General features: G+C 69.8%; 20 protein-coding genes and 1 pseudogene. 12 read left to right on the top strand and 9 right to left on the bottom strand.

Annotated elements, in window-relative coordinates:
- Window positions 1–201: 201 nt before the first annotated feature.
- On the bottom strand, window positions 202–642 hold the full coding sequence (locus ACFQ87_RS17205; RefSeq protein WP_380611586.1) for an ATP-binding protein: 441 nt from the start codon (window positions 640–642) through the stop codon (window positions 202–204).
- 279 nt (window positions 643–921) lie between these two features.
- On the opposite strand from ACFQ87_RS17205, the gene ACFQ87_RS17210 reads away from it, so the two are divergent.
- Together ACFQ87_RS17210 and ACFQ87_RS17215 are read left to right on the top strand one after the other, a co-directional pair.
- Complete coding sequence (locus tag ACFQ87_RS17210) at window positions 922–1,728, top strand: helix-turn-helix domain-containing protein (RefSeq protein WP_380611587.1); 807 nt, start codon at window positions 922–924, stop codon at window positions 1,726–1,728.
- 24 nt (window positions 1,729–1,752) lie between these two features.
- Window positions 1,753–1,965 carry a DUF397 domain-containing protein gene (locus ACFQ87_RS17215; protein WP_380611609.1) on the top strand — a complete coding sequence of 71 codons (213 nt, stop codon included), beginning with the start codon at window positions 1,753–1,755 and terminating at the stop codon, window positions 1,963–1,965.
- On the opposite strand, the gene ACFQ87_RS17220 is transcribed toward ACFQ87_RS17215, so the two are convergent.
- From ACFQ87_RS17220 to ACFQ87_RS17245, 6 genes are all read right to left on the bottom strand, one after another.
- Entirely contained in the window at window positions 1,922–2,833 is a 912-nt protein-coding gene (locus tag ACFQ87_RS17220; protein WP_380611588.1) for a hypothetical protein, read from the bottom strand. The genes ACFQ87_RS17215 and ACFQ87_RS17220 overlap by 44 nt on opposite strands.
- A gap of 69 nt (window positions 2,834–2,902) precedes the next feature.
- A complete protein-coding gene (locus tag ACFQ87_RS17225; protein ID WP_380611589.1) occupies window positions 2,903–3,388 on the bottom strand; it encodes a glycine-rich domain-containing protein in 486 nt (161 codons plus the stop codon).
- A 162-nt stretch (window positions 3,389–3,550) separates the two neighbouring features.
- The gene (locus ACFQ87_RS17230; RefSeq protein WP_380611590.1) at window positions 3,551–4,399 is read right to left on the bottom strand and encodes a DUF5753 domain-containing protein; all 849 of its coding nucleotides are present in this window, start codon (window positions 4,397–4,399) and stop codon (window positions 3,551–3,553) included.
- Between the two features lie 35 nt (window positions 4,400–4,434).
- Complete coding sequence (locus ACFQ87_RS17235) at window positions 4,435–4,956, bottom strand: DUF6879 family protein (protein ID WP_380611591.1); 522 nt, start codon at window positions 4,954–4,956, stop codon at window positions 4,435–4,437.
- Window positions 4,931–5,206 (bottom strand): hypothetical protein, encoded by a 276-nt coding sequence (locus tag ACFQ87_RS17240; RefSeq protein ID WP_380611592.1) that lies wholly within the window; start codon window positions 5,204–5,206, stop codon window positions 4,931–4,933. Before ACFQ87_RS17240 ends, ACFQ87_RS17235 begins: the two co-directional genes overlap by 26 nt.
- 500 nt (window positions 5,207–5,706) lie before the next feature.
- A complete protein-coding gene (locus ACFQ87_RS17245) occupies window positions 5,707–6,393 on the bottom strand; it encodes a TetR/AcrR family transcriptional regulator (RefSeq protein WP_380611593.1) in 687 nt (228 codons plus the stop codon).
- Between the two features lie 377 nt (window positions 6,394–6,770).
- Here ACFQ87_RS17245 and ACFQ87_RS17250 point away from each other — a divergent pair, with 377 nt between their 5' ends.
- From ACFQ87_RS17250 to ACFQ87_RS17265, 4 genes are all read left to right on the top strand, one after another.
- Window positions 6,771–7,766: a tetratricopeptide repeat protein gene (locus ACFQ87_RS17250; RefSeq protein ID WP_380611594.1), complete on the top strand. Its 996-nt coding sequence runs from the start codon at window positions 6,771–6,773 to the stop codon at window positions 7,764–7,766.
- Between the two features lie 735 nt (window positions 7,767–8,501).
- Window positions 8,502–9,173, top strand: a complete 672-nt coding sequence (locus tag ACFQ87_RS17255) for a DUF6230 family protein (protein WP_380611595.1) — start codon at window positions 8,502–8,504, stop codon at window positions 9,171–9,173.
- Between the two features lie 151 nt (window positions 9,174–9,324).
- A complete protein-coding gene (locus tag ACFQ87_RS17260; protein WP_380611596.1) occupies window positions 9,325–10,005 on the top strand; it encodes a DUF6114 domain-containing protein in 681 nt (226 codons plus the stop codon).
- The gene (locus ACFQ87_RS17265) at window positions 10,002–11,480 is read left to right on the top strand and encodes a hypothetical protein (RefSeq protein WP_380611597.1); all 1,479 of its coding nucleotides are present in this window, start codon (window positions 10,002–10,004) and stop codon (window positions 11,478–11,480) included. Before ACFQ87_RS17260 ends, ACFQ87_RS17265 begins: the two co-directional genes overlap by 4 nt.
- On the opposite strand, the pseudogene ACFQ87_RS17270 reads toward ACFQ87_RS17265, so the two are convergent.
- Together ACFQ87_RS17270 and ACFQ87_RS17275 are read right to left on the bottom strand one after the other, a co-directional pair.
- A pseudogene (locus ACFQ87_RS17270) lies at window positions 11,465–12,229 on the bottom strand (IS701 family transposase). The gene ACFQ87_RS17265 and the pseudogene ACFQ87_RS17270 overlap by 16 nt on opposite strands.
- A 239-nt stretch (window positions 12,230–12,468) precedes the next feature.
- A complete protein-coding gene (locus ACFQ87_RS17275; protein WP_380611598.1) occupies window positions 12,469–13,731 on the bottom strand; it encodes an IS701 family transposase in 1,263 nt (420 codons plus the stop codon).
- A gap of 161 nt (window positions 13,732–13,892) precedes the next feature.
- Between ACFQ87_RS17275 and ACFQ87_RS17280 the strand changes: the two genes are divergently transcribed.
- The 6 genes from ACFQ87_RS17280 to ACFQ87_RS17305 all read left to right on the top strand — a co-directional run.
- Entirely contained in the window at window positions 13,893–15,149 is a 1,257-nt protein-coding gene (locus ACFQ87_RS17280) for a cytochrome P450 (RefSeq protein WP_380611599.1), read from the top strand.
- Window positions 15,150–15,230: 81 nt separating this feature from the next.
- Window positions 15,231–16,592, top strand: coding sequence for a crotonyl-CoA carboxylase/reductase (ccrA, locus tag ACFQ87_RS17285; protein WP_380611600.1), 1,362 nt, complete (start codon window positions 15,231–15,233; stop codon window positions 16,590–16,592).
- Window positions 16,593–16,599: 7 nt separating this feature from the next.
- On the top strand, window positions 16,600–17,511 hold the full coding sequence (locus ACFQ87_RS17290; RefSeq protein ID WP_380611601.1) for a 3-hydroxybutyryl-CoA dehydrogenase: 912 nt from the start codon (window positions 16,600–16,602) through the stop codon (window positions 17,509–17,511).
- Window positions 17,504–18,352, top strand: coding sequence for a metallophosphoesterase family protein (locus ACFQ87_RS17295; protein ID WP_380611602.1), 849 nt, complete (start codon window positions 17,504–17,506; stop codon window positions 18,350–18,352). The genes ACFQ87_RS17290 and ACFQ87_RS17295 overlap by 8 nt, the downstream gene beginning before the upstream one ends.
- A 238-nt stretch (window positions 18,353–18,590) precedes the next feature.
- Entirely contained in the window at window positions 18,591–19,085 is a 495-nt protein-coding gene (locus tag ACFQ87_RS17300; protein ID WP_380611603.1) for an NlmOI, read from the top strand.
- Window positions 19,086–19,229: 144 nt separating this feature from the next.
- The coding region (locus ACFQ87_RS17305) for a type I polyketide synthase (protein ID WP_380611604.1) at window positions 19,230–20,977 on the top strand (1,748 nt) is incomplete at its 3' end.

Consider the following 20,977-nt stretch of genomic DNA (forward strand, 5'->3'; position numbering starts at 1 on the left):
GTAACGAAAGTTGTGCCCCTTCGGCTCCGACACCTTTGAGCTGGACCAACCACGAGAGGGTACCGCGTGGGGGTCCCCTTTTGCCCCACCTTCTTTCCCTCTTTGGGCGGCCCAAAAGCTCCGACGACATCGCCTGGCCTTCTGCGCAGGAGGCCGGCTGCTTAGGGCAGCACCACGGCCCCGCCCTCCGGCCTATCGGACTCACGCTTTCGGGACGAGCGGAGCGGGCGCACACTCGCACCACACCACTTTGCCGACCCCGCCTGGGCGGGGGAAGTGCCCCCACTCTGCGGCTAGTGCCTCCACGAGGAGCAGGCCGCGCCCACACCCAGCGGTGGCGTCCGGCTGCTGGGGCACCGGAGGCCGGTCGCTCGCGTCGTGCACCTCGATACGGAGACGGGTGGCACTGACGTCGAAGGACACCCAGATCAGCCGACCCGGCATGCCCGAGTGGATCACGGCGTTGCCCACCAACTCCGTGGTGAGCAGCTCGCCGACCTCGGAGTAGTGCTCGCCACCCGGCGCGACGGCCAGCAGCCCCCGCAGCATCCGTCGCGCGAGCAGCGGCGAACGGCAGGAGCGCGGGAACCAGCAGCCACGCATCGCGTTGGTGGGGCTGGCGGGGGTGTCGGTTTCAGGCATGGCGGAGCCACCTCCGGTGGGGCTGGGATTCGAGGTCCGGGCGAGACGGCCCGGCGACGGATCGAGGCATAGGGATGCCCGGCAGTCGATCGCAGAGAGTGGTCATCTCATCGACCGTGAGTAGCATGCGCCCAATGGAAGATCATTCGCAAGATTTCCTTGTGGAACATTTTCCGATCTTGGATTGCGAGTAATCTGGCATCAGTTCCGCTTCACTCATGGGGAGTTGATCACATGGGCCCACCGCGCCCCTCGGTTCGCCGTCGCCGCGTAGCGAGCTTGCTCATCCGCCACCGTGAGGCGGCGGGCAAGACGCCGGATGAGGCCGCGACGCGCATCGACTGCCATCGATCCAAGATCAGCCGGATGGAGAACGCCTGGCTGCCGATCTCCAGTAGCGAGCTGCGGGACCTGCTCACGTTCTACGGCGTGGACGATCCGACCTACGTCGAGGAAGTGGTCGCGCTCAACCGGCTCGGTTCTGAGCGTGGTTGGGCCCAGCGGTTCGACATCTCGCCACCGTCGTACGTCGACTACATCGACTACGAGGAGAGCGCCAGCCACATCCACTCGTTCCAGCCGATGATGGTCGCAGGCCTGTTGCAGACGGCGGACTACGCGCGAGCCGTCTACCGGGCCTCGCCGTTCGACATCCCGCCGTCGCGAATCGAAGAACTCGTCGCAGTGCGCCTGCAGCGGCAGAAGGTTCTGGATCACGCTGAGCCGCCGCAGCTCAGCGTGATCCTGGGAGAAGCCGCACTTCGAGGACACGTAGGCGGAGTGGACGTCCTGCGGGAACAGTTGGACCGCCTGCGCCAGTTGGGCGAGCGCCCGAACATCGAGCTACAGGTGCTGCCCTTCAGCGCGGGAGCCCATGCGGGAATCATGGGCTCGTTCGTGCTCTTCAGCTTCGCTACGGCGGCTTTCTCCGATGTGGCATGCGTCGAACACCAGGCAGGCATGCTCTATATGGAGAAGCCCGAGGAGACGTCTGCCTATACGCTCACGTTCGACTCGTTGCGTTCGAGTGCGTCGAGTGCGTCCGAGAGCCTCGACCTACTCACCCGGGTCATACGAGAGCTGTAGCGGTATCGACCGGAGGTGCTGAAGGTGACTGCTCCCGATCTCAGCGGTGCGAACTGGCGGAAGAGCTCGTTCAGTGGAGAGACCGGTGCCTGCATCGAGGTCGCGGACGGGTTCCCGGGTGTGCTTCCCGTCCGCGACTCCAAGGACCCGCAGGGGCCCTCCCTCCTCTTCACTGCCGATGCCTGGACCGCATTCATCGCCGCTGTTCGCGCGGGAGCCTTTCCCGGGAAGCACTGATCGGCAGCAGCTCGGCGACCCACGCCTCAGCCGCCGCCGACAGTGCAACCCACACGCCGCCGTCCCGGATCGCGCGCAGCTGCCACCGGGCCGCGTCCACAGCCGCTAGGGCAGCCACCTTCGCGGGATCGGCGGCTGCGTAGTACGGGACCGTCATCGCCCACCGGTGCGCCCGTGCAGCAGTGTGGCCAGCGGCGATCAGCCGGGGAACCAGCGAGGCCGTGTCGACCCAGGCGGCGGCCGGGGCCGGCCACGACCAGTCGATGACGCGAACCCGGGCGCCGTCGACCAGGATGTTCGACCCGGTCATGTCGGTGTGGACCAGCGTGTCCCCCGCGACTGCATCCGACACCCGGCTCTCCAACGCGCTGAGCTGACCCAAGTACTCGGCCTGCCACGGCGTCAGGCCGCCAGCGGTGGCGATCTCGGGCCACAGCGCCGACCCGGCCCACCGCTGCGCAAGGCTGAACGTCCGCAGCGAGGGCGCGGGCGTTAGGCGATCGGCGAGGCCAGCCAGGGTCCCGGCGATCAGCGGTAGGTCGGAGGAACCGGGGGACATGTCGGCGTGCCGCCCGGGCACGTACTCGAAGGCGGTGACCAGCCATCCGCCGGCTTCTCCCTGCCACAGCACGGCCGCGCCAACCCCCTTCACCGCTGGTGCGGCCTGCGCTTCCTTACGGGCCATCCACAGGTTCGGGCTGTCGAGCCGGGCCGCCTTTACGAACACGCGGCCGGTAGCGGTGTCCAGGGCGGCGGCGAATTCGGCGACCTCCCCGGCGTCCGGCACGGTCACCCCGACAACAGTGCCGCATCGCCTGGCGATCAGATCACGAACTTTGGCAGGCAGGTCAGCCCACTGGTGACGCATGGCGCTTCCTTCGGACGGGACCGGGCTGGGGCCGGACGGTGCCATCCGCTGTCCGGCCCCAGCCAGTGGTCAGTTGGACTTGTGGCAACCCTGGTGGCACTGCGAGCAGTTGCCACTTCCGCTGGTATCGGAACCGTCGCCCCCACTGCCCTCGGAGCATTCGGCAGACAAGGCCCACAGTTCGGTATCCACCTGGTAGCCGACCGCCGTGAGAGCCGTCATGGTGGCGGCGACGCTCATGCCCTTCACGGGGCTGTCGCCGTCCTCCGGGCTGTGGTGGAGGAACCTGCCGGCAATGCGATCGCAGAACCCGGCGTACTCGCGGGTGTACATCAGGAACGCGTGCCATCCGTGGTCAACCAGGCGGGACGGCGACAGTCGGGCGCCGGGGTTTGCGGCGCAGGTGCCGAGGAACGCGAGTGCCTGGTCCAGGACCCGCTCCGCGAGCTGCGGCTCCATGTCCTGGTCGTGAACGACCCGGTGGACCAGGCGCCCGAACAGGGCGTCGTCGACCAGGGCTCGTCCGGTGATCCGTTCCGTGCTCACGGGGCTCATGCTGTGCTCCCTTGATCGATCCGGCCGGTCACACCGACAGGGCGCAACCGGGTATCGCCGACCGGCTGCCGAGGGTTGCTCGTCCGTCGTGCCGGGCGATGCGTTCGACGGTAGGGAGTGAGCAGCTGGACACTCAACGCGATTGCGGCTGATTGCGGACCATCAACCGAGAGCGGCAATCGCGGAGGTGATCAACGCGCGGGCCGAAGCTCCGTAGACGGCCATCTTGGCCAGCGCGGCGAAGGCTCGGTGGTAGTCCGCAAGTTCACGTGGCTGAACGACACTGATCTCTGCAGTCAGCGTCTCCACCGACGCTTCCTGGTCATCGAACAGGTAGAACGCCTCCAACGGCCAGATGTGACGCTGCGCGGAGAACGGGATGATGCCGAGGGAGATGGACGGGAGCGGCATCACTGCGAGCAGGTACCCGAGTTGGCCGGCCATGGTTTCCGGGGCGCCGATTTGGTACCGCAGGACGGTCTCTTCGGCCAGGACAACGAAACGGTGGTTGCCTTCATGCAACAGCCGGCCACGCTCCAACCGAGCCGCTACCGCCTCGGCAACATCGTCCGGGGTGCCCTGGAAGTCCGTGATGCTGCGCATGAGCGCGGTTGCGTATGCCTCGGTCTGAAGGAACCCGGGCACGACGTTCGAGACATAGACCCGGCACATTGCCGTACTCGCGTGCTGGGCCAGGGACTCTTCCTGGACCTGGCGCATTCCGTTGCGGTGAAGCTTGCGCCACTCCTGATACATCAGCTCCACCGCACGGGAGGCGGCGATCAGGTCGGGAGCCTCGTGGCCAGAGCCGCACGCCGCACACCATGAGCGGATGTCGTCCTCTGAGGGTGCGGACTTTGCGCTCAGGATGCGCGAGGTTTTCGAAGGGTGCCACCGGCACCGGGCGGAAAGCTCCTTGCCGTCGATTCGGGCTTCCAGCATCAGCTCACGCAGGCGTGCGGCAATGGCGACCCGAGCCGCCTTAGCGCTCGACGACGGGGATACGGGCATGGGGTGTCTGCTCAGCGCCTCAGTGGTCAGTAAGCCTATAGGCCGCGCGGGGTCGCGCGCTCCCACACCGCTCCGAATGCAGTGATGCAGAGCTTTGCCACGGCGGCGTGCTCGGTGTACGAGATGCGCGGGTCGGCCCAGTCGCCGTCACCGGTGAAGTGGTTGAAGCGAACGGCATGACCGTCGAACACCCAGAAGTCATTGCCGGGAAGCGCCAGGTCAGATGCATTGTGGCGGGAGAGCCAGCGGACAACTTCTCCGAACGCGATGTCAACCGGGGTCATGGCATACAGGTGCCGCGTGTAGAGGGTGACCGGCTCGGAGACGATCCGCGCTCGACGAACGGCCACGCCTCGCATCGTCGCCTCACGCACCATGGCCGTCCACTCATGCCAGTACTCCGACACCGGGTCCAGGTCGGACTCCCCTGTCTCTCGAAACCGTTCGACAGTCGATGCCTCGTCCGGGACTCCGTAGACGTCGCGCATCTTCAGACGGATCGCTGAGTACTGTGCGGAGCGCAGCAGTTGATCAAAGTCCGGCACGTTCGGCCACATCGCATGCCTCCCTCAAGATCGGCACCATCCGCGCCGGGATTCGGTTCACGATCTCGCCCTCGGGAATGCCAGGAGCATGGCCAGGCGTCCACGTGGTTTCGCTGATCGTGGCCACCAGTTTTTCGAAGGCGCTCCAACCCTGGATCATGGTCTCCTGACGCGTGTGGTCCACCCGCACCGTCGGTGAACCCTCTTCGCTGGTTTCGGGGGCGATCCCGATGAAATCTAGCTCCTCGATGCCCTCCTGCAACAAGCCAGTTGCGCACTGTTGCGCCTGAACGCTTGCGGAGGTGCGGCCGGACCGTCACGAGCGCAGGGCGGATGGATGCATTCCGTTGCAATGACGATGGCCTTCGAGGTCCCTCGAAGGCCATCGTCGCGTTCCGAGTTCGGCCAGTCAGTTGCTGTTTCTCTGCCCCTCCGGACCCGTCCGGAGGGGCAGAGAAACGAAGCCGTATCAGTCCCAGCAGCATCCAACCTGATGGGCCGCCAACGCTGTCGTGGCGCAGCCATCCCGCGTCTGCGTGGGAAGTCGACCTGGCCGACTTCCCACGCAAAGGGCACGGAGGATGCCGTCGCCGCGACGGGAGCGACGGGAGCGACGGGAGCGACCGGAGGGGGCGGATCATGGGGTGGGCCGAGGCACTCAGCCCCGGATCGGCCCGTGGTCAGGCCCGTGACCAGCTGGTCGGCTGCCCCGTACGGGCCCAGCTCGCTCGTGAACACCCACACGGCGGCTTCGGCATGCCCTCAGCCGGTGGTGAGCGGTCCGAGCAGCAGGTCGGTGAAGCGGCGGATCCACTCGGGGGTGATCGGCTCGCCGCTGACCAGGACGCGGTGCTCGACCGTGCCCGCGATGGTGTCGAAGATGATGTCGACCTCCTCGCGGGCCGACTCGGCGTCGGTGTCCGGTCCGAGTTCGCCGCGCGCCTGGGCCGCCGCCCGGCCCTGCCGGACCAGGCGCTTCTGCGGGTCCACGATCGCCTCGCGGATCCGGCGGTGCAGCAGCGGGTCGCGGATGCCCTCGGCGAACAGCGCGAGCAGCGCGGCCTGGGTCTCCGGGCGGGCCAGCAGGTCGGCGAACTGGGCCACCACGGCCTCGATGTCGTCCCGCAGGTTGCCGAGGTCGGGCATCTCCAGTTCGTCGAAGAGGCTCGCGACGGCGTCCACCACGAGCTCGTTCTTGGACGGCCAGCGGCGGTAGAGGGTGGTCTTGGCGACCTTGGCGCGGGTGGCCACGTGGCCCATGGTCAATCCGCCCCAGCCGAGTTCGGCCAGGGCTTCGCGGGTGGCGTCGAGGATCGCGAGGTCGGCGGCGGCGCTGCGCGGGCGGCCCTTGGCCCGGGACGCGTTCGTCCCCTCCTGGACTGTGCTGTCCCGGACTGTGCTGTCCGGGACCGTGCTGTCCGGGCTCGCGGAGGGCTGGGCGGCCGGCACCGGGTCTCCTTGCGCTTTACTGGTAAGTAACTTGGGTGGGGCTGGCAACGGTAGCGACTGTTCGTCGATTCGGGCAGCCGGGTGGGTCGGGAAAGTGGGGCAGGTCACGTCCCCGGAGCACCGGTTGGGCTTGCGGCCGGGGCACCGGCTCCAGTTACGCTACGACCTGTAGCGAAAGCAGTGACAACCAGGCGCCGCATCCCGTGGGACGGGGGCGGCGCGGGTGCGGGTGGGGATCCGCGCCGAGCGGTTCATGGCTACAGGGGGCTCTGAAAAGAGGGGTGCACCGCCCGGAAACCCGTCGCCGCGCAGCCCGCGCGGGGCGACTTTCCGGAGGTTGGTGCCCGCGAGCAGCGCGGACGGGGGAGGATGGTGCCATGCAGCCACGGAATTCGCGTCTCAACAGCTCCGCCCTGCGCGGCGCGGTCGACCTCGCCGCAGTGAAGGCGGCCGGCGAGGCCGCCCAGAAGGCCGAGCAGGCCCGGGTCGAGCGGGCCCGTCAGGCGGCCGCCGCCGAAGCGGCCGGAGTCGCCCCCGACCAGTCCGCCGCCTACCAGCTCGTCATCGACGTCACCGAGGACACCTTCGAGGCCGAGGTCGTCCAGCGCTCCACCGAGGTGCCGGTCGTCATCGACTTCTGGGCCGAGTGGTGCGGCCCCTGCAAGCAGCTCAGCCCGATCCTGGAGAGCCTGGCCGAGGAGTACGCCGGCCGCTTCGTGCTCGCCAAGATCGACGTGGACGCCAACCAGCTGATCGCCCAGCAGTTCGGCATCCAGGGCATCCCGGCCGTGATGGCCGTGGTGGCCGGCCAGCTGGTGCCGCTGTTCCAGGGCGCGGAGAGCGCCGCCAACGTCCGCAAGGTGCTGGACCAGCTGATCCTGGTCGCCGAGCAGCGCTTCGGCATCTCCGGTGGGGCGGCCGCCCCGGGCGAGGCCCCGGCCGCCGCCCCGCAGCGGCCCGAGGACCCGGCGCTGGCCGCCGCGCACGACGCGCTGGACGCCGGCGACCTGGGCGGTGCCGTCCAGGCGTACAAGAACGTGCTGACCGAGCAGCCGGGCAACACCGAGGCGAAGCTGGGCCTGGCCCAGGCGGAGCTGCTGCAGCGGGTCGAGGGCCTGGACCTGCAGACGGTCCGGGCGGCGGCCGCCGCCGCCCCGAAGGACGTCGAGGCCCAGCTGCGGGCGGCCGACCTGGACCTGGTGGGCGGTCACGTCGAGGACGCCTTCGGGCGCCTGGTGGACACCGTCGGCCGGACCTTCGGTGAGGACCGGGACACCGCCCGGCTGCGCCTGCTGGAGCTGTTCGAGGTGATCGGCGCCGAGGACCCGCGGGTCGTCGCGGCCCGGACGGCGCTGGCCCGCGTGCTGTTCTGAGTCCGGTGTCGGCCGCTTCCGGCCGGGTTCGGGCGGGCCGCCTGGCATCGGGTGCCTGGCACGGCGGATGACCTGCGGTGTCGCTGGAGATTTGGCGACAATCCGGTCAACCGGACAGAGGTTTACCAAATCTTGATTTCACCCGCGGGTGGTCACGTTCAGTGACCACCCGCGGGTGTTTCGCTGGTGTTTCCGGCGGATTTCGTCGCCGCGATTTCTTCAAGGCGTCACGCAGGGTGTAATTTCGGACGTTTTCATGATCAACGCCACCTGCTGTTGCATTACCCGTCAGTAAGGCACCCCTTGTGCTTCGCCCGGGATTCAAGCACGATCGGCCACGCCCGGTCCCAGACTCCACACCCACCGACAGCCGGTCGGCCAACGCGGAGCGCGGGATCCCCACCGGGTGATCCGTCGGCCCCGGTCGGCGGTAGGGAGGGCAGGGGGGTATCCGCGGTCCCACGGCGGTTCCTGTCCTCGACCGGCCGCGCGGCCCTGCGCGGTCGCTGGTTGTCGCTCGGGGGTGATCGCCGATGTCGTCGGTCCGACCCGTCGTCCCACAAGGACGACCGGTATCGGGACGGGAGTGCCGCGTTGCGTCGGCCGCTCCCGCGTCCGACGACGCCCAAGGCGCTCTCCGCTACCGAGGACGTAGCTCTCTCCCATCCCAGGCCCCCACCGGCGCGGGACGCGCCGCCGGGAGCCGGAGATGTACGTCCTAGAAGGAGGACTCGCATGTCCAAGACCTACGGCAAGACCCGCTGGAAGCGCTTCGCCCTGGTGATGGTGCCGAGCGTCGCGGCCACCGCGATGGTCGGCGTCTCGATCGCCAACAGTGCGCTCGCCGCCTCGTTCAGCATTTCCGGCCAGCAGTTCAAGGTCAGCACCGACCAGCTGCACGGCACCAACTTCGCCCAGTTCGGCTCCGTCGACATCGAGGCGAACGGCAAGCCGCACCCGGTCGCGGTCTCGGCCTTCGACCACGCCGACATCACCAACCTGTGCCAGTCGGTGGTGACCGACCTGTCCGCGTTCGGCCTGGGCAAGATCACCCTGCAGCTGCACGCCGGCGGCGAGGCGGGCAAGCCGGTTCAGGCCGACAACCTGCTGATCGACCTGGAGCAGCTGAAGGCGGACGCGACCTTCACCAACATCAACATCGGTCAGGACGCCTCCACCCTGTCCGGCTCGGCCACCCAGGGCTGGGCCCCGCACGCCGGCGTCACCAAGGCGGGCGGCGGCGCCGGCCTGCCGACCGGCCCGACCGGTTTCGCCCAGTCCGCCAAGGTCGCCGACCTGAGCGGCGTTCAGCAGACGGCGCGGGCCACCTCGGCCGGCACCTTCAAGCTGAACGGCCTGAACCTCGCGCTGAAGAGCGGCGACGGCGCGGGCAACGAGTGCTTCTGAGCCTCGACTGACGTTCCGGACCCCGTCCGACGGCACGCCGCCCGGTGTGCCGGACGACGGGTCCACCTGGGGCCGGGGGCGGCGGGCGACCGCCGTTCCCGGCCCACCCCCCTTTTGTTCTTCCCTCGTAGCGACGTCGAGGAGTTGCACCATGTCCAGCGCAACGGTCGAGACGCGGCCCCGCCAGCAGAACCCCATCGGGTGGCTGTGGCGGCACTTCCGTGAATTCCGCCGCACCAGGCCCTTCTGGGGCGGCCTGCTGGCCATGATCGCCGGCGTCCCGATCCTCTACTTCCCGTACGCGCACCTCACGTTCGGCGGGCTGACCATCGCGATGTCCACCACCGCGGGTGCCGGATCGCTGATCATCGGGGTGCTGATGATCATCCTCGGCGCGACCGCCTGGTTCCAGCCCGCCGTACGGGTCTTCGGCGGCATCGCGACCATCCTGCTGACCCTGGTCTCGATCCCGGTCTCCAACCTGGCGGGCTTCGGACTGGCACTGCTGCCCGGCCTGATCGGCGGCGGGCTGATGGTCGCCTGGGCGCCGCTGCCGGAGCCGTCCACCGAGCCGGCCAGGGGACGGCGTGCGCGCCGGGCCGAGAAGGCGGAGGGCAACGCGGTGGCGGAGAGCGTCGCCACGGAGCCCGCCGAGGTCGCTGAAGCCGGGACCGCCGACGCCGACGTCGCTGCGAAGGGCGCCGCCGCCGAGGTGTCCACCGTGAAGCTGGCCGCCCAGGGCGCGCCCGAGGAGCCCGCGGCGGCCGAGCCCGCCGCCGAGGCCGCCGTTCCGCAGCAGGGCGGTGCCGGGGACCAGGAGGAGGCACGGTGAGCGGGCCGGCCGAGCAAGCGGAGGGCACGGCCGTCCCCGCGCGGCGCTCCGGCAGACACGCGGCGCCGCGCACGCCGGTCCGGGTCCGGCTGAGAGGCCGCGCGCTGGCGATGGCGGCGGTGCCGACCGCGCTGCTGATGGCCGCCGCCTACACGCCCAACCCGGCGGTCGCCGAGTCCGCGGCGGGCAAGCCCTGCCCCACCGCGCCCGCCGCCGTCCCGGACGTCGCACCGATCGAGACGCCCGTCCCCAAGAGCGAGCTGCCCGCGCCGCCGCCCGGCCCGTCCGGCACACCCGGTACGGCGCCGACGGCGGCTCCGACCGCCGGGGCCACCGCCGCGCCCTCGACCGGCCCGAGCACGGTGCCCACCCAGACGCCGACCACCGCGCCGACCACCTCGCCGGTGAAGCCGCCGGCCGCCACGACGCCCACCTCGCCGGTCAAGCCGCCCGTGGTCCGCTCCGCCGACACCGGCGGCTCGGGTGCGGTGAGCGCCGTCTACCAGGGCACCGGCAACGGCACGGCCACCGCGAGCCAGGCCGGACTGATCGACGACATCGTCGGCGGCATCAACCACCTGCTGAACCCGGGTGGTTCGGCCAGCCCGACACCGAGTGCCACGCCGACCGCCAGCCCCACACCCGGTACCCCGCAGGCCCCGGCCGCTCCGGCCCCGCGGGCCGGCACCCCGGCGCAGCCCGCCCAGCCGCAGGCCCCGGCTGCCGGCACCCAGCAGGCCGCGCCGCCCGCCGCGCAGTCCTCGGGCGGCCAGCCCGCCGGCGGGCAGCCCTCGCCGACCGCCGCCGCGCCGACCGGCAAGGCGAGCCCCAAGGCGACCCCGTCCGTGACCCCTTCGGCCGGCGCCTCCGCGACGCCCACGCCCGGCACGAGCGCCTCGGGCACGCCGTCCGCCTCGCCCACCGCCGACCCCAACTGCGCGGTGGACGCCCGGAACCTGACCGCCGGCGCGGCCTCCTCGGGGGACGTCGTCCCGGAGCAGAACTGGACGCTGCAGACCAGCCGGCTCGGCCTGCACGGCGCGGTGTTCCACGGCGTCTACGACGTGAGGACCCCGACCGGCACCAAGCGGGTGCTGAAGTTCGTGGTCGACAGCGTGGACATCGAGAACCTCGACATGTCGACCCTGGAGGGCAACGGCGTCACCTTCCACGTCCAGGGCGCCCCGGGCTCGACCTCGACCATGCGCAACGGCCCGGTCACCATGTACGTGGAGCGGCTCTCCGGCCACCTGTCCAAGCTGCTCGGCCTGCCGATCCCGATCGACCTGGGCGAGATCACCCTCACCCCGGACACCCTCCCGCGCTGGCTGTACGACCTGATCGGGGCCATCCCGATCCCGCTGGACCTGGAGCTGACCGGGGTCACCGCCAAGCAGGCCGGCCAGTTCGGCGGCACCCTGCACATCCCGGGGATGCACCTGTTCAACGACGACGCCCCCTACAGCGACAAGTAGGCGGCGAGCAGCGGACGCCGAAACGCCGGTGGGGGGGGGGCCCCCCCCCCGGGGGGCTCTTTTTTTTTCTTTCCCCTTTCTTCCCCCCCCCCCCCCCCCGCCACGATGTAGTCCAGGTCCCGGGAGCGCAGGGCATGGCGGAAGGCCGCAGACTGGCCGTAGCCCGCGTCGGCGGCCACGACCTGCGGGGCAAGCCCCCAGGCGAGCAGTTCGTCCAGCGTGTCGACGGCCAGCCGCCACTTCTCGACATGCCCGACCTCCGGCGGCAGGCCGGTGCGTGCCCGGCGGTCGTCGTCGCGGTCGTCCCAGTCCGGCGGCACGAACAGCCCCCACGACAACGGGCTGGAAGCCTAGTCGGTGACGGCGTGGACGCTCACCCCGACCTGGCAGAGTGAGCGCTTGCCCAGCGCGCCGCAGTACTGCCGCGAGGTCGCCACGGACTGGTCGCCGGCCTTGGGGAACGAGGTGTCGTCGATCACCCACGCCTCCGGCGCCAGGGCGGAGGTCATCTTCCGCGCGATCTGCCGCAGTACCGGCGTGCGTTCCCGTGGTGACTGGCTGACGAACTGCCGAAGGGCTTGCATGTTCCCGTCCGGCAGCCGCTCGGCCATCGGCCGGATCGACTTGCGCCGCCCGTCCAGCATCAGCCCGCGCAGATAGCAATCCCCCTGCCGGCGCTGGTCCTTGCGTGCCAGGGACGCGAAGACCTCGGCCACGAAGTCGCCGAGGTCTTCGCGAAGCCTCTCCACCTCACCAAGATCCGCAGGCCACAGCGTGCACTGCTGCGGCCATCAAGATCAAATCAACCTAACGAAGTACTACTGGTCGGCTGCTTGCTTCCCGTGTCCCTTCTGGACACTTCGGCCAGTAGGGCTTTGTTAGGTGCGATGGTGCGGTTCGGGTTCTGGGGCGGGTTGGCCGCATATGGAGCAGGCGCCGGTCCAGGTGGCCAGGAGGGCCTGGAGTTCGCGGAGGACCGCGTAGAGGGTCAGGCCGACGCAGGGACTTTTGGGTCGAGCCGTAGCAGGGTGCAGAAGGCCTGGGCGAGGGAGGCGAGGGTGGTGTGACGGTGCCAGCCGGGGTAGTTGCGGCCTTCGAAGTGGTCCAGGCCCAGGCCGTCCTTGAGTTCGCGGTAGTCGTGCTCGACCCGCCACCGGATCTTGCAGATGCGGACCAGCTCACGCAGCGGAATGTCGGCGGGCAGAGTGGACAGCCAGTAGTCGGTGGGTTCGGCCGAGCCGGGCGGCCACTCGGCCAGCAGCCAGCACTCGGGCAGTGAGCCGTCGACGGCGCGGCGGATCGTCCGGTTGGCCGGTCTCACCCGCAAAGCCAGGAACCGCGAGCGCATCTCGGCGCGCGGGTTGTGCTTCGTGGCCTTGCTTCCGTGCCGCCAGGTCACAGTTCGTGCCGCCGATCGCCCCGCGTCCAGGGCGAGTTGGCGCAGAGTGCTGTGCGGCTCGGGGTAGGCCGGCCCGGGTGGGCGGCCGGTGCCGCTGTACGGCGGGCGTGCTGGGACGGCGTCGCCCGAGTGGGCGGTGGTGCTGCCCTTGACCGCGACGGCATAGGCCAGGTTGCGTTCGGTCAGGCCCTCGCGAAAGCCGGTCGCGTCTCCGTAGCCGGCGTCGGCGACCACCGGCAGGTCAGGCAGCTCCCAGTCCCCGCGGACCTCGTCCAGCATCTCCAGGGCCAGGCGCCACTTCTCCCGGTGGCGCTCGCCGTCGGGGATGGCCGCCTTGGTCCGGCGGCGGCGGATCGCCCCGGCCAGCAGCGCATCGCCGGTGTTCTTGATGTCGTCCCAGCTCTCGGGAAGGAACAGGCGCCAGTCGACGGCCGAGGAAGCGCAGTCGGACACCAGGTTGAGGCTGACGCCGATCTGGCAGTTGCCGCGCTTGCCCAGCGCGCCGCAGTACATCCGCGCCACACCCGGCGAGTCGTAACCGTCCTTGGGGAAGCCCACGTCGTCGATCGCGTACGCCTCCGGCGCGATATGCGCCGCAGCCCAACGGGCCAGCCGCTCACGGACCTTGGTCCAGTCCCAGGTCGAGGAGGCGATGAACTGCTGGAGCTGCTGGTGATCCACTCCCAGGCGCTCGGCCATCGGCTGCATCGACTTGCGCTTGCCGTCCAGCATCAGGCCGCGCAGATACAGCTCGCCCTTGGCCCGCTGGTCCCGCCGCGGCAGCGGACCGAGCATCTCCGCCGCGAACGATTCCAGGCGTGGGCGGACCGTCTCCATCTCCTCAGGTGTCACACCTGACAGAAGATCACAAGCTACCGGACGGTGATCAATCGGGATACCTAACAAAGCCCTACTAGGGGAACGGCGGTGTATTTCAGGGGTGTTCATAGGGGTGCGCACGCGGATAGCCTGCCGACGCCATGAGCTCGTGCAGTGAAAGGTGAATCGGGTAAATGACCGACGTGGAAATCAACGATGGAATGGACTTCCCGATCATTCGGACATGTCCGTTCCAGCCGCCGGCTGAGTACGCGGAGATCCGTGCGAAGCGATCTCCGGTGCGCGCCAAGCTGTACAACGGCAAGCCGGTCTGGGTGATCACCGATTATGAAGACGCGCGTGCGGTACTGCTGGATCACAAGAACTTCAGTTCGGACATCACCAACCCTGACTACCCCCTCTACACCGCGATCATGGAAGGGACGCGGAACTTCCCGACGCTGCCGACCATGGACCCGCCGCAGCACACTGCCTTCCGCAAGATGCTGATCAGCGAGTTCTCGGTGCGCCGCGCCAACGAGCTGCGTCCCGAGATCCAGAAGCACGCCGACGCCCTGATTGATGCCATGCTGGCCGGCGAGCGCCCGGTCGACCTGGGCGCGGCCTTCGCGACCCCGCTGATCGAGCGGGTGACCTGCGAGCTCCTCGGCATGTCGAGCGCCGAGATGCAGGCCGCGGTGGCCCAGACGGTCGGCGCGCTGATGCAGCAGCAGATGGCGGCCGCCGAGGAGAGCGGTGTCGCTCCGGACCCGATCGCCCAGGCCCAGGCGGCGGTCGGCTTCCAGTTCGTCGGGATGCACCAGTACTTCGCCCAGGTCGTCGCCGAGAAGGCGGAGAAGCCGGGCGACGACATGCTCAGCCGCATGATCACCAAGTTCGTCGAGCCCGGCGAGCTCACCCGGGACCAGCTCGCCAACCTGGCGTTCGTGGTCTTCGTCGCCGGCGTGGCCCCCACGACGTCGATGATCAACATCGGTACGGCGACCCTGCTGGACAACCCCGAGCAGCTCGCGATCATGCGCAGTGGCCCGGACGCGGTTCCCGGTGCCGTCGAGGAACTCCTGCGCTACCTCAGCGTCCTCGATCTCCTGCCCCGGGTGGCGGCGGCCGACGTCGAGATCGGCGGCACGCTGATCCGCAAGGGTGAGGGCATCATCGTCCCCAACGCGGCGGCCAACCGCGACGAGAAGGTCTTCGCCGACCCGGACGTGCTGGACGTCACCCGCCCGTCTGCGCGGCAGCACATCGCCTTCGGCCACGGCATCCACCAGTGCCTCGGTATGAACATCGCCCGGGTGCAGCTGGAGATCGGGTTCGAGACCCTGTTCCGCCGGATCCCCGACCTGCGCCTCGCCGTGCCGATCGACGAGGTCCGGTCGGCCATGCCGTCGCCGCTGCCGGAGCTCAACCAGCTGCAGGTGACCTGGTAACCCCAGGCTCTACGGACAGATGGCGTCGTGCCGGGCGCCCCGACCCACGGGTCGCCCGGCACGCGGACGGAAAGGATACCGATGAGTTCCTTGGTTGAAGCGGTTCTCGCGGGGGCGTCGCCCGGCGAGCTGGAGCGCGCCGAGCTGCCGCGGGAGTACACCGCGGCGCACCTGCGCGTCGAGGACGTGGACATGTTCCGCAACGTCGCCGACAAGGACGTGCGGAAGTCACTGCGCGTCGGCCCCGTCGCGATGCCCGAGCTGGCGCCGGACGAGGTCGTCGTCGCGGTCATGGCCAGTGCCCTGAACTACAACACGGTGTGGTCGGCGATGTTCGAACCGCTGCCGACCTTCCAGTTTCTCAAGCAGTACGCCCGGCAGGGCGGGTGGGCGACCCGGCACGACCTGCCCTACCAGGTGGTCGGCTCGGACGGGTCCGGCGTGATCGTGCGGGTCGGCGCCGGGGTCAGGCACTGGCGGGTGGGCGACCACGTGGTGCTGAATCCGGTTCACGTGGACGACCAGGAGCCGGCCGTCCACGCGGACGGCATGCTCGGGTCGGAGATGCGGGCCTGGGGATTCGAGACCAACTTCGGCGGCCTCGCCCACTTCACGGTGGTGCGGGCCAGTCAGCTGCTGCCCAAGCCCGCCCATCTCACCTGGGAGGAGGCCGCGTCCAACCTGCTGTGCGCCGGTACCGCCTACCGGATGCTGGTCAGTGACCGGGGTGCCCGGATCAAGCAGGGCGACGTCGTGCTGATCTGGGGCGCGGCGGGCGGACTCGGCGGATACGCGATCCAGTTCGTGAAGAACGGCGGCGGGATCGCGGTGGGCGTCGTCGGTTCCGAGAGCAAGGCCGAAGCCGCCCGGGCGCTGGGCTGCGACCTCGTGATCAACCGCGACGAGATCGGCCTCACCGATGGTGCCGAGCACGATCCCGCGGAAGTGATCAAGATCGGCAAGCGGCTCGGCGGGATCATCCGCAAGGAGGTCGGCGAGGATCCGCACGTCGTGTTCGAGCACGTGGGGCAGGCGACCTTCGGCATCTCCGTCTTCGTGGTCCGTCGCGGCGGCTCCGTGGTGACCTGCGGCTCCAGCACGGGCTACCAGCACCAGTTCGACAACCGCTACCTGTGGATGAAGCTGAAGCGGGTGATCGGCAGCCACGCCGCCAACTACCAGGAGATGTGGGAGACCAACCGCCTCATCGGCATGGGCAAGATCATGCCGATGCTGTCCACGGTGTACCCGCTCAGCGAGGTGGCCGAGGCGACCCGCCTCGTCCAGACCAACGGTCATCTGGGAAAGGTCGGCGTGCTCTGCCTGGCCCCGGAGACCGGCCTCGGCGTGACGGACCCCGAGCTGAGGCAGCGGATCGGCGCTGACCGGCTGACCCCGCTCCGCCCGTTTGCAACCAACCGCACTGGCGCACTTGCGAGTTGAACAACAGATGAATGCGATAGGGGTTGCCCGGCCAGGCCCGGAAGCTGACGGGGAGGAAGCGGACGGCATCAGCAGAGTCGGCGTGGTCGGCTGCGGCACGATGGGTGCGGGCTTCGCCGAGGCCTGCGCCCGCGCCGGCCTCGGCGTCCTGGTGGCAGTGCCCGGCGAGGACTCCGCGACCCGCGGCCGGGCCCGGTTGCTGCGCTCCCTCGACCACGGCGTCCGCAAGGGCAGGGTGACCGAGCCCGAGCGGGACGCGGCCGTCTCGCGGGTCGAGTTCACCACCGACCTGGCCGATATGAGTGACCGTCAGCTGATTCTGGAGGCCGTACCCGAACGGGAGGATGTCAAGCGCGAGGTCTTCGGTGTTCTCGGCAAGGTCGTCGACGATCCGTCGGCGATCCTCGCCTCGACCACCTCGTCGATCCCGATCGTGAACCTCGCCCAGGCCACCGACCGCGCCGCACAGGTGGTCGGAGTGCACTTCTTCAACCCGGTCACGGTACTGCCTCTGGTCGAGCTGACCGGCTCCCTGCTCACGGCGGAGCCGGTCCTCGACCGGACCGAGGCGTTCGTCTCCGGCGTGCTCGGCAAGCGCGTCATCCGCTCCAAGGACCGGGCCGGGTTCGTGGTCAACGCCCTGCTCGTCCCCTACCTCCTCGCCGCGGTCCGGATGGTCGAGTCCGGCTTCGCCAGCGCTGAGGACATCGATGCCGGCATGAAGCTGGGCTGCGCCCACCCGATGGGACCGCTGGCCCTCGCCGATCACGTCGGCCTGGACACGCTGGCCGCCGTCGGCGAGGCGATGTACGAGGAGTTCCACGAGCCGCTCTACGCGCCCCCACCGCTGCTCTCCCGCATGGTGGCAGGAGGACTGATGGGCCGCAAGACCGGGCAGGGTTTCTACCGCCATGGGTGACGGCGCCAAGGTGTTCGCCATCAGCGACCTGCACGTGGCGTACGACGAGAACCGCAAGATCGTCGAGGACATCCAGCCGGCGTCGGAAGGCGACTGGCTCCTGGTCGCCGGCGACGTCGGCGAGCTCGTCGCCGACATCGAGTGGGCGCTCGACCTGCTGAGCCGACGGTTCGCCAAGGTGGTGTGGGCCCCGGGCAACCACGAGCTGTGGACGCCCAGGGAGGATCCCGTGCAGCTGCGGGGCGAGCACCGCTACCGGCACCTCGTCGAGCTGTGCCGGAGCCTGGGCGTGGTCACTCCGGAGGACCCCTACCCGGTCTGGAGCGGTGCGGGCGGGCCGGTCACGATCGCGCCGCTCTTCCTGCTGTACGACTACAGCTTCCGCGTGCCCGGTGTGCGGACCAAGGCGGAGTCCCTGGCCAACGCATACGACGTCGGTGTGGTGTGCAGTGACGAGTTCCTGCTGGACCCGGCCCCCTATCCGAGCCGGGAGGCCTGGTGTCGGGCGCGGGTCGAACTGACGGAGCGTCGACTCGCCGACTGCGACCCCGAGGTGCCGCTGGTCCTGGTCAACCACTTCCCGCTGATCCGGGAACCCACCCGGGTGCTGCGCCACGAGGAGTTCGCCCAGTGGTGCGGCACCGAGCTGACCTCGGACTGGCACCGCCGGTTCCCGGTCAGCACCGTGGTGTACGGCCATCTACACATCCCGAGGAAGACCTGGCACGACGGAGTGCGCTTCGCCGAGGTCTCCGTCGGGTACCCGCGCGAGCGACGGATGTGGCCCAGGCCGGCCCCGGAGCCGCAGCAGATCGTGCCCGTTCCGGAGGGGCCGGAGTGATCGCGGTGCGCCGCGCTGCCAGCGGCGTCCGCTGAGCAAGCCACGTCAACACCGGGGCCCAGCCCCTACCCGGGTCCCCCTGACCCGCGCTCGGGTTCCGCCCCAGCCCCTAACGTCTCCGGCATTCCTTGCCGGTGCCCCGAGCCCGTAACTAGGTTCGACGAAAGTGCGGGCTGATCAGGCCCGTTGGGAAGAATTCCCGCTGCCCCACCATTCCGCCGACGTCTGGAGTCGATTGATGAGCACGCAGGAGAACGAGCCGACAGCCGCCCAGGAGTTCGCCATGCCGGTTTCGGACCGGATGCGCGATCTGGACTTCCTGCTCGGCGAGTTCCGCGTCGAGTACACCAACCTCGTCGCCGACCCGCCGGCGACCGGCACCGCCAGCTGGACGACGCGGTCGGTCTACAACGGCCACGTCTACGAGCTGCTGCAGAACGTTCCCGAGCACGGCATCGAGGGCCGCTGGATCTTCGGCTGGAGCGCCTCGGAGTCGTCCTTCTACGGCCTGTACCACGACAACTGGGGCAACCACTCGACCCCTTTTTCCAAGGGCTGGGACGAGGACGGCCAGATCCGCTTCGTCGGTGACTGCTTCGGCTTCGGCCAGCAGTTCATCACCAAGGAGGAGTTCGAGGTGATCGACGAGGACCACTTCGTCAAGCGGAGCTTCGCCCAGCAGGGCGACGTGTGGGTGCCGTCGGACATCATCCACGCCTACCGGGTCAAGTGACCCGCGCGCTCCCCGGAGCGCTGCACCGAACCAGATCGGGTACGACCACGGCCGGCCCTCCGACGGGCTGTTCCTGACGGGTTGGACTTCACCTTGCCGCGGGGCGCGACGCCGCCGAAATCCTGGATGAGCAGAGGAAAGCACATGACGGTTGGGTCCGAAGTCCGCGCAGCAGCTGTTCAGCCTGCGACGACCGAGCCGATCGCCGTGGTCGGCATGGCCTGTCGGCTTCCGGGGGCGGCGAGCATCCGCGAGTTCATCGCGCTGCTGACCGGCGGCGTCGACGCCATCACCGACATGCCGGAGAACCGTCGTTCGGCGCTCCCCGGCGAGGGCCCGGCAGCGGACGCCGTCTCCCGCGGAGGCTTCCTCGACGGCGTCGACCGCTTCGACGCCGCCTTCTTCGGGATCTCGCCGCGCGAGGCGGCCGCGATGGACCCGCAGCAGCGCCTGATGCTCGAACTGGCCTGGGAGTCCTTCGAGGACGCCGGCATGGCCCCGGCCCGCTTCCGTGCCCACCAGGTCGGTGTCTTCGTCGGAGCCATCGCCGACGACTACGCCGCCCTGGTCCGCGCCAGGGGAGCGGAGGCCTTCACCCCCCACACCGCCACCGGACTCCAGCGCGGCATTATCGCCAACCGCGTCTCCTACGCCCTGGGCCTGCGCGGCCCGAGCCTCACGGTGGACTCCGGCCAGTCGTCGTCGCTGGTCGCCGTGCACCTCGCGGCCGAGAGCCTGCGTCGCGGCGAGTGCGAGGTCGCGCTCGCCGGCGGTGTGCACCTGAACCTCGCTCCAGAGGGCAACCTCGCCATCTCCAAGCTCGGTGCCCTCTCCCCGGACCGGCGTTGTTTCACGTTCGACGCCCGGGCCAACGGCTTCGTCCGCGGCGAGGGCGGCGCCGTCATCGTGCTGAAGCCGCTGTCGGCGGCGCTGGCGGACGGCGATGTCGTGCACTGCCTGCTAGCCGGAAGCGCGGTTAACAACGACGGCGGCGGGGACAACCTGACGGCTCCCGAGCAGCGCGCCCAGGAGGAGGTCCTCAGGCTCGCCCACCAGCGGGCGGGCGTCGCACCCTCCGACCTTGCGTACGTTGAACTGCACGGCACCGGAACCCCGTTGGGCGACCCGATCGAGGCCGCCGCGCTCGGCGCCGTGCTGGGTCGCGCCCGCGGGGCCGGCTCGCCGCTGCCGGTCGGCTCGGTCAAGACCAACATCGGGCACCTGGAGGGTGCCGCCGGCATCGCGGGCCTGGTCAAGACGGCCCTGTGCCTGCGCGAGGGCGTGCTGGTGCCGAGCCTCAACTACGAGACGCCGAACCCGGCCATCTCGTTGACGGAGACGAACCTGCGGGTGCAGGTCGACCTCGAACCGATGGGCGCAGCGGGCGCGCCGAGCTCCGCGGGCGTCAGCGCGTTCGGCATGGGCGGCACCAACTGTCATGTCGTGCTGACCCAGTGGGAGCCGATCCGGGAGCCGGAGCAGGTCCCCGACGGTGGCGGTGTGTCGCCGGCCCTGGACTCGTCCGTGCTGGCCTGGGTGCTGTCGGGGCGCAGCGAAGCGGTCCTGCGCGAGCAGGCCGCGCGACTGGCCGAGGCGCTCGGCGCCGACCCGGCCGGCGCCGAGCCGGCGGACGTGGCCTGGTCGCTCGCCCTGTCCCGCGGGATGTTCGAGCACCGGGCGGCGGTGCTCGGCGCGGACCCGGCGGAACTGCTCGACGGTCTGCGGGCGGTCGCGGCGGGCGGCGCCGGTGCCGGTGTGGTGCGCGGTGTGGTGGGTGGCGATTCCCGGGTGGTGCTGGTGTTCCCGGGTCAGGGGTCGCAGTGGGTGGGGATGGGTTGGGAGTTGTGGCAGTCGTCGGTGGTGTTCGCCGAGTCGATGGCCGCGTGTGAGCG

The organism is Kitasatospora sp. NPDC056531 (genome assembly GCF_042794375.1).
In the GTDB taxonomy this organism is placed as follows: domain Bacteria; phylum Actinomycetota; class Actinomycetes; order Streptomycetales; family Streptomycetaceae; genus Kitasatospora.

Bases quoted from the DNA above. Each gene is read 5' to 3' on its own strand.
- ACFQ87_RS17290 (WP_380611601.1), top strand. From the start codon at position 16,600: ATGAATGCGATAGGGGTTGCCCGGCCAGGCCCGGAAGCTGACGGGGAG.
- ACFQ87_RS17280 (WP_380611599.1), top strand. From the start codon at position 13,893: ATGACCGACGTGGAAATCAACGATGGAATGGACTTCCCGATCATTCGG.
- ACFQ87_RS17235 (WP_380611591.1), bottom strand. From the start codon at position 4,956: ATGTGGCCGAACGTGCCGGACTTTGATCAACTGCTGCGCTCCGCACAG.
- ACFQ87_RS17220 (WP_380611588.1), bottom strand. From the start codon at position 2,833: ATGCGTCACCAGTGGGCTGACCTGCCTGCCAAAGTTCGTGATCTGATC.
- ACFQ87_RS17295 (WP_380611602.1), top strand. From the start codon at position 17,504: ATGGGTGACGGCGCCAAGGTGTTCGCCATCAGCGACCTGCACGTGGCG.
- ACFQ87_RS17300 (WP_380611603.1), top strand. From the start codon at position 18,591: ATGAGCACGCAGGAGAACGAGCCGACAGCCGCCCAGGAGTTCGCCATG.
- ccrA (WP_380611600.1), top strand. From the start codon at position 15,231: ATGAGTTCCTTGGTTGAAGCGGTTCTCGCGGGGGCGTCGCCCGGCGAG.
- ACFQ87_RS17255 (WP_380611595.1), top strand. From the start codon at position 8,502: ATGTCCAAGACCTACGGCAAGACCCGCTGGAAGCGCTTCGCCCTGGTG.
- ACFQ87_RS17225 (WP_380611589.1), bottom strand. From the start codon at position 3,388: ATGAGCCCCGTGAGCACGGAACGGATCACCGGACGAGCCCTGGTCGAC.
- ACFQ87_RS17205 (WP_380611586.1), bottom strand. From the start codon at position 642: ATGCCTGAAACCGACACCCCCGCCAGCCCCACCAACGCGATGCGTGGC.
- ACFQ87_RS17260 (WP_380611596.1), top strand. From the start codon at position 9,325: ATGTCCAGCGCAACGGTCGAGACGCGGCCCCGCCAGCAGAACCCCATC.
- ACFQ87_RS17230 (WP_380611590.1), bottom strand. From the start codon at position 4,399: ATGCCCGTATCCCCGTCGTCGAGCGCTAAGGCGGCTCGGGTCGCCATT.
- ACFQ87_RS17250 (WP_380611594.1), top strand. From the start codon at position 6,771: ATGCAGCCACGGAATTCGCGTCTCAACAGCTCCGCCCTGCGCGGCGCG.